At 58.2% G+C, this 6,336-nt stretch carries 7 protein-coding genes and 1 tRNA gene; 2 read left to right on the top strand and 6 right to left on the bottom strand.

Annotated features, from left to right (window positions below; translation table 11 throughout):
- Nucleotides 1-45 precede the first annotated feature (45 nt).
- The gene (locus tag AC07VF_RS21600; RefSeq protein WP_495010005.1) at nt 46-531 is read right to left on the bottom strand and encodes a DUF4124 domain-containing protein; all 486 of its coding nucleotides are present in this window, start codon (nt 529-531) and stop codon (nt 46-48) included.
- A gap of 321 nt (nt 532-852) precedes the next feature.
- Between AC07VF_RS21600 and mgtE the strand changes: the two genes are divergently transcribed.
- Nucleotides 853-2,295 carry a magnesium transporter gene (gene mgtE / locus AC07VF_RS21595; protein ID WP_192171009.1) on the top strand — a complete coding sequence of 481 codons (1,443 nt, stop codon included), beginning with the start codon at nt 853-855 and terminating at the stop codon, nt 2,293-2,295.
- 126 nt (nt 2,296-2,421) lie between these two features.
- Here mgtE and AC07VF_RS21590 read toward each other — a convergent pair whose 3' ends face one another.
- From AC07VF_RS21590 to AC07VF_RS21580, 3 genes are all read right to left on the bottom strand, one after another.
- Nucleotides 2,422-2,748 (bottom strand): Arc family DNA-binding protein, encoded by a 327-nt coding sequence (locus AC07VF_RS21590; protein ID WP_192171010.1) that lies wholly within the window; start codon nt 2,746-2,748, stop codon nt 2,422-2,424.
- 414 nt (nt 2,749-3,162) lie between these two features.
- Nucleotides 3,163-3,360, bottom strand: coding sequence for a PA3371 family protein (locus AC07VF_RS21585; RefSeq protein WP_192171011.1), 198 nt, complete (start codon nt 3,358-3,360; stop codon nt 3,163-3,165).
- Nucleotides 3,361-3,434: 74 nt separating this feature from the next.
- Nucleotides 3,435-3,683 carry a hypothetical protein gene (locus AC07VF_RS21580; RefSeq protein ID WP_495010006.1) on the bottom strand — a complete coding sequence of 83 codons (249 nt, stop codon included), beginning with the start codon at nt 3,681-3,683 and terminating at the stop codon, nt 3,435-3,437.
- A gap of 286 nt (nt 3,684-3,969) precedes the next feature.
- Here AC07VF_RS21580 and AC07VF_RS21575 point away from each other — a divergent pair.
- Nucleotides 3,970-4,041, top strand: a tRNA-Arg gene (locus AC07VF_RS21575).
- Nucleotides 4,042-4,125: 84 nt separating this feature from the next.
- On the opposite strand, the gene AC07VF_RS21570 is transcribed toward AC07VF_RS21575, so the two are convergent.
- Nucleotides 4,126-5,703: a sensor domain-containing diguanylate cyclase gene (locus AC07VF_RS21570; RefSeq protein ID WP_495010017.1), complete on the bottom strand. Its 1,578-nt coding sequence runs from the start codon at nt 5,701-5,703 to the stop codon at nt 4,126-4,128.
- Nucleotides 5,704-5,725: 22 nt separating this feature from the next.
- Entirely contained in the window at nt 5,726-6,322 is a 597-nt protein-coding gene (locus AC07VF_RS21565; protein ID WP_346625424.1) for a chemotaxis protein CheB, read from the bottom strand.
- Nucleotides 6,323-6,336: the final 14 nt, after the last annotated feature.

Here is a 6,336-nt window from a genome sequence, read left to right as displayed (position 1 = left end):
ACCATAAAACGAAAGGCCCGCATGCAAATGCGGGCTTTTTGCTTTCTAGCGTTTGCCTTTTACACAGCCGTGTTCATCGAATGACACCTGTCTGCTGCGTCCCTTCTTCTCCTCATACACATAACGAACTTCAGCGTTACGGCTGATGATCTTTTCCGGTCGCCCTAGCAAGTTTTCGACGTCGCGTTTGCTCATTCCCGTTGGCGTCTGCTGATTGATGATCGCCTTGCGCCGTTGCTCCGCACTCAGGATATTTCCGCAACCATCATCGCGCTGACCCACGACCACCACTTCGTTACTTTTGCGCTTTTGCAGGGTGTCCGTTTTTGCAGGCGGAGGAGGGACTGCGAAGGTCGTGCCTGAAGCCGGGTTGATACCCTGCGCCGCTGTCGTGTGCCCGCTGGGGCAAGCCAGTGTGGTGAACGTCACGTTGCCGCTCTGATCCTGGCAGCGATTGACGGTGGTGGCGCCTGCGCCGAGTGGCGAAAACAGCAGCAGGGTGATGAAGAGCTTTTCAGTGTTCAGCGGCATCGCGATGTCCTCCCTGACCAGTGTCCGAGAAGGGTAGCGATGAGGATTTCTCGCGGCGAGCGGGTTTTGTTCACCGGATGTGACCGGGCGATCTCACTGACTCGGACAGCGATGAAGGTTGTGTTGCAACCGATTGTTTCACGTTGAATTTTTAGCCTCCCGCCACGGCAAGCGGTGTATGATTGCGCCCGTCAGCCCCGCCGGGGCTTGTGGACTACCTCCATGGACTTACCCAGTAGCAACTCAACACTAAGTTTCACCAATCAAGAATCGACTGATTGATCTTCTGGCGGGTTCCACTGCTGGGAGTGGAGTTCGCCTATGACCCAAATCGAAGTAAAAAAGACGCAGGAAAGCCTTCAGGATCGTCTCGCCCAAGTCATCGACTTGCTGCAACGTCAGCGTATCGTCGAAGACCTGACACACCGTCAGGAAGGCCAGCACCAGGATCGCGTCGAGAACCTCGTTCACCGGCAGAACCTCGTCGAGCTGCAGCGTAAGCTCGACGACCTGCACTCCGCCGACGTTGCCTATATCCTCGAAGCACTTCCCCTCGAAGACCGTCTGACGGTCTGGCAGTTGGTGAAGGCTGAGCGTGACGGCGACATCCTTCTCGAAGTGTCCGATTCCGTTCGGGAAACCCTGATCGCCGACATGGACGATCACGAGCTGCTGGCCGCCGCCAAGGAAATGGACGCCGACGAGCTCGCCGACCTTGCGCCAGAGCTGCCGCGCGATGTTGTCCATGAGCTGATGGAGGCGCTGGACAGCCAGCAGCGCGAGCGCGTGCGCTCCGCCCTGTCCTATGACGAGGAGCAGGTCGGCGCCCTGATGGACTTCGAGATGGTGACCATCCGCGAGGATGTCAGCCTGGAAGTCGTTCTGCGCTATCTGCGCCGTCTGAAAGAGCTGCCCGGTCACACTGACAAACTGTTCGTGGTTGACTCCGATGGCGTACTCAAGGGCGTTCTGCCCATCAAGCGTCTGCTGGTCAACGACCCCGAGAAGCAAGTGTCAGAGGTCATGGCCAGTGATCCGGTGAGTTTCCATCCAGATGGCGATGCCTATGAAGCCGCCCAGGCGTTCGAACGTTACGACTTGATTTCCTCCCCGGTGGTCGACAAGAACGGCAAGCTGATCGGCCGTCTGACCATCGATGAGATGGTCGACCTCATCCGTGAGGAGAGCGAGACCGAAGTGCTCAACATGGCGGGTTTGCGGGAGGAGGAGGACATCTTCGCCTCCGTCTGGCGATCCCTGCGCAACCGGTGGTCCTGGCTGGCCGTCAACCTGATTACCGCCTTTCTCGCCTCGCGGGTGATCGGCCTGTTCGAAGGCTCCATCGAGAAGCTGGTGGCGCTTGCAGCATTGATGCCGATCGTGGCAGGGATTGGGGGTAACTCGGGCAATCAGACCATCACAATGATTGTTCGGGCCATGGCCCTCGATCAGGTCAACACCGGCAATACCTCACGCCTGATGCGCAAGGAGCTGGGCGTCGCGCTCATCAACGGCCTGGTGTGGGGCGGGGTGATAGGGATCGTCGCTTATCTGCTGTATCACAGCTGGTCCCTTGGGGTGGTGATGACCGTCGCCATGACATTGAATCTCCTGCTGGCGGCATTGATGGGTGTGTTGATCCCGATGACCCTCGCGCGGTTCGGTCGCGATCCGGCGATGGGCGCCAGTGTGATGATCACGGCCATGACCGACAGCGGCGGGTTCTTCATCTTTCTCGGGCTGGCGACATTATTTTTACTCTGACCCCCACGGTTCAAGCAAAGCCGCCTTCAGGGCGGTTTTTTAATGGGCGCGAAACACCGGCGGCATTAATTTCAGGCACAAAAAAGCCAGCAGAGCGCTGGCTTTCAAGTCTCTGGTTTAAACGACTTATTTGTCGTCGTTTGCCAGGCTAGTGTCGTGTGCAATCAGGGAAACCAGTGCGTTCTGCTGGCGGTGAGCCAACTGACGGAAGCGCTGCAGCAGCTCGCGTTCGTGAAGCGAAAGCTCAGGGCTGTCCAGGCGCAGACTTGGCTCGTCACCCAGTGAACCTTCCTGAATCAGACTCTGCTCAAGACGCGCAATAATTTCCGAGTTCATGCTGCGATGATGATGTTTGGCAACGTCCGCAATACGCTCGCGCATGCCTTCCGGTAGACGAACTACGAACTTGTCAGCTGTGCGACTGGAATAATTGGCCTGTTTCATAGGGCTCATATATTTAACCGAATTAGTTCAAAGAGAGAGGCGGTTCTTGCATTAGGCCGCGAGATGTCATGCTCTGACTGTCTTTTAGCTGAAATGTTCAACCACCCGCATAAAGGACCGCCATCCTGCATCAATACGTCGGATCCTTGGCGTCAAATGTGTGACAAATATTGAACTAGATAAAGGCTTTTAGCCAGCACCAATTATCCGAAATGCGTTCTGGTTTGCAAAGTGGATAATGAACATCCCGGCAGCGCTGGACGACGCCGTGATGGCTATCTGTCTCCAGCGTAGTGGGAGAGTGAGGATAATACGAGGGGCCAGTCAAGAAAGAGACGAAGGGTCGAATGCTTCGAGGCAGCTCACGCTTCAGGAAAGCTGCCGGAGAGATGGCGATTCCCTTGGCGCCAGATCAGCGAGCGCTCAGGGCTTGGCCTGGCGTAATACCGGATCGAACTTGATACGGCGGCCCACGAACAGCGCTGCCACGAACAGGCTGGCGAAAATACCGGCAGCTGCTTTAGCCAAGGTGCTCAGGGTTTCCATTGACGGATCCATGAGCTGGTCTGCGGCGATAGCCATCAGGGCCAGGATCAGGAACGAAATTGCTGCTTTGGACATAGCTGCTCTCTAATGGGGTGCTCTCTGACAGAGGGCGGGTCGGAGCCGTTGGAATGACTGACAGTGACTGCTGATCAAAACACCCAGCGTTCCGAGCGGATAACCGGCACGGCTTCTTCATTGTCATGGGCCAGAATGGCTTCTGTGAGTTGGCTTGGCATGGCTGCGAACCGCGGGGTCTGTTGCAGGAGGTAATGAGGCTGAGCCTGGACGGCGACGGTCTCTGATTTCACCGCCTCTGACTGGCTGCCATCACCCTGAAAATGAAAGGCGACCAATGCGACAAGCGCGGCAGCGTTGAGCAGGGACAGTGTCATGTTCATCTCGGGTACCTTCGCTGGGACGGCGTTCAGAGGGGTGATTCGCGAAGGTAACTAGTGCAGTCTGCGTGCCAATCTCTATGGCGGATAAATCCCTTATAAACCAATAGCATAGATCGCATTTTAGGGATTGTAGGGTTGCGATTTGCAATATGGCCCATGGCCGCCCTTGCATTCTGCACGATAACCCTCTGATGTGACTGGCAGGCAGCATCCTACGGCCCCTGTTGATAATGACGACATGACAAGCCAGCGCCTTGTCGTTAAGATGCACGCCGTCTGTTTTGGTGTCCTCTTAGTTCAACGGATAGAACGAGCCCCTCCTAAGGGCTAGATGCAGGTTCGATTCCTGCAGGGGACATATCTGATCTACTCCTCCCGCTTCAGCACGTTATCTCTCACATAAAACCTCTCGGTCACCCGGCCATTCGAAACACTCCCTCGTTTATGCGCGCGCGCTCGCTTGAGTGTGCTGATCCGCGTACCACCGATTGCGACCATTATTTTTCGCGTAATAAAGATAGGCATCCGCTGCTTTGATCATGCCGGCAGGCGTCGTGTCTTCCATCGCAGGGAACCTGGCTGTGACGCCGGCACTTGCAGTGACAATCTGCTCGGGGTGATCGGCGTGCGCCAGCGCGAGCCCCCGAATGGCCTGCAGAATGTCCTCGGCGAGAAGGCCCGCGCCCTGAATGTCGGTGTCCGGAAGCAGCACGGTGAATTCCTCGCCACCGTAGCGAACGGCGAGGTCGGCAGGGCGTTTCAACACCCCGCTGATGGCCTGCGCGACCTGCTGGAGACAGTCGTCACCTGCCGCATGGCCGTAGCGGTCGTTGAAGCGTTTGAAGTAATCGATGTCGAGCATGATCAAGGCGAGCGGGTAACGCTGTCGTTTTGCGCGGCCGATCTCGCTGTTGAGCGCCATGTCGAGTCGCCGCCGGTTGCCCAGTCGGGTCAGGCTGTCTGTCAGCGCCATGTCTTTGACCGCCTGATGGGCGAGGCGAATCTCGCTCTCCATGGCCATGCGGCCGCGCAACTGCGTGAGGACGATGTAGGCAAATCCGATAAACCCGGCGATCAGGACCAACAGCACGAGTCCGGACTTGAGCAGGTCATGACGCCACGGCCCGACGAAGGATTCTCTTGACAGCCCGGCTGCGACCACCAGCGGATAACTCGACAGCGCACGAAAGCCGTACAACCGGTACGTGCCGTCCACCACCGCTTTGATCTCCACAGTCCCTTCATTGGCGGTCGGCAGGTAGCGTTTGAAGATCTCGCTGTCGGCCAGGCTTTGCCCCACCACGGAATCCATGAACGGACGCCTGACCAGGATCGTGCCGTCCCGCATCGCCAGCACCAGCGCGCCGCGATCATCAATCTTGAAGTCGCCGTAATAATCCATGAAGTAGCTGAGCTTGATAGTCCCCAGCAGCACGCCCGCGAACGAGCCATCAGGATTGTTCAGCCGGCGGGAGACGGGGATGATCAACTCGCCGGTGGAGCGGCTCTTGACCACGTTGCTGATGCGCACGCTTTGATCGGTATGGGTGCGGTGATAGTTGAAGTAGTCCCGGTCTGCGTTGTTTGCGGTGTCCGGGGTCACGTCTTTGTCGGTCACGATCCATCGCCCGTCGGCGCCGTAGATGAACAACCCGTGAAGCTGAGGCATGAGTCTGGATTGCTGCATCATCAGGGCGTGGATACGTGGAACGTCGATATTGGCCAGTCCATCGCCCTCGACACGCTCACCGATGGCGAAGGTCAGGATGTCGACCTGCCTGATGGCGTCCTCCGCGTGCTGCGCCGTGGCACGGGCCAGGTTGGTGACCGAGTCCCGGGCGAAGTCGTAGGCGTGGTTGTAATCGCGCCACGCGCGCCACCCCTCAACTGAAACGAACGTCAGCAGCACCAGAATCATGAATGCGAGGGTGAGGCGAAAGACGGCCGTGTTGCGCCCCGGGCCCAAGTCCAATAGATCGAAGGCGCCTGACGGCGGTGGATGCTGTTCGCCTCCTGGCATGCTCATTGGCCTCCTTTAATAGTCAGCTGTGGACGCTGCCGACCGCTTTGATCAGCGCGTCTGCCATTTCTTCCGCGCTCAGTTGAGGGCTCAACACGGTTTTGCGCATCGTCTCGATCGGCATGCTGGGCACGGGCGCTTCCTCGGGACGCTGCACGAAACTCAACCCGCCGGCGTTCCTGACCTCTACCGCGCCATCCGCACCATCGGAATCGCCGCCTGACAGCACGAGGCAGATCACCCGCTCGCGAAATACGTCGGCAGCTGTGGCGAACAGGCGATCGGCGGCAGGACGTGCGAGGTGCAGCTTGGGGCCGTCGTCTAGATGAATGATCCCGGGGGGGACGATCTCCAGATGCCGGTCAGGAGGTGCCAGGTACACACGGCCAGGCAGTACCGGCTCGCCTTCTTTGCCGTAGCCGACAGGCAGCGTCGAGTAGCGACCGAGCACCGACGCCATGTAGTCCGGACCTGTCGGGTTCGTGTGAATCACGATGAGCACGGCAGCGGGAAAATCTTTCGGTAGCTTGACGAGCAGGTGCCGCAGGGCTTCCGTGGCGCCTTGCGCACCACCGATCACGATGACATCCCTCATCACTTGCGTGTTTTTAGCGTCCATACCTTTCTTCCTGA

It is taken from the genome of Pseudomonas sp. GW821-FHT02H06 (assembly GCF_059421525.1).
The sequence above is the reverse complement of the archived record's forward strand: the minus strand, read 5'-3'. Positions and strand labels throughout refer to the sequence as shown.